Below are 868 nucleotides of genomic sequence, written 5' to 3' on the forward strand. Positions count from 1 at the left end.
TCCTCGTCGCCACCGGCGCGATGTTCCTGACCGCGCTGAGCTACGCGAAGATGGCCCGCCACTTCCCGGTGTCCGGTTCGGCGTACTCGTACGCGCGGAAGCTGATCGGCTCCCGGGTGGGCTTCCTCGTCGGCTGGGCGGTGCTCCTGGACTACCTGTTCCTGCCGATGGTCGCCTGGCTCGTCCAGTCGTTCTATCTCAACGCCCAGTTCCCGGGCGTCCCGGTCTGGGCCTGGATGCTGATCAACGCCGGGCTGACGACGCTGGTCAACATCGTGGGCCTCACTCTGACCGACCGCGTCAACAAGGTCCTGACCGGCATCGCCGTGTTCCTGGTCCTGCTGTTTGTCGCGTACTGCCTCGTCCACCTCGCCGACCAGCCGCCGCAGTCGTACACCGCGCCGCTCTGGAACGCGGAGAGCGGGCTCGCCGGAGTCTCGGCCGCGGCCGCGATTGCCGCGTACTCCTACCTCGGCTTCGACGCCGTGACCACGCTCTCCGAGGAAGCGCGGGACCCGCAGCGGACCATCCCACGCGCCGTCGTCCTGGTGATCGCGATCGGCGGCCTGCTGTTCGCGGCCGTCGCCTACGTGATGCAACTGGTCCATCCCGGCGACGTCTTCGACGACCCGGAGATCGTCGCGTACACGATGTCCGTCCAGGTCGGCGGCCAGACCTTCGCCGACTGGACCAACATCGCCGGGATCGCCGGCGGCTTCGCCTCCGGGCTCGCCATCCAGCTCAGCTCCAGCCGGCTGCTGCACATCATGGGTCGTGACGGAGTGCTGCCGAAGCGATTCTTCGGCGCGCTGAACGTCCGCACCGGGACCCCGGTGCTGTGCCTCGTCCTGACCGGCGCGGTCAGTCT

Annotated in this window: 1 protein-coding gene; it reads left to right on the forward strand. The window is 68.5% G+C overall.

Going from position 1 to position 868, the window contains the following annotated elements; genetic code table 11:
• A partial coding sequence (locus CCN56_RS37095; RefSeq protein WP_143664750.1) for an APC family permease occupies window positions 1-868 on the forward strand: 868 nt, incomplete at both ends.

The organism is Streptomyces sp. NRRL B-24572 (genome assembly GCF_002156145.1).
Lineage (GTDB): Bacteria > Actinomycetota > Actinomycetes > Streptomycetales > Streptomycetaceae > Streptomyces > Streptomyces vietnamensis.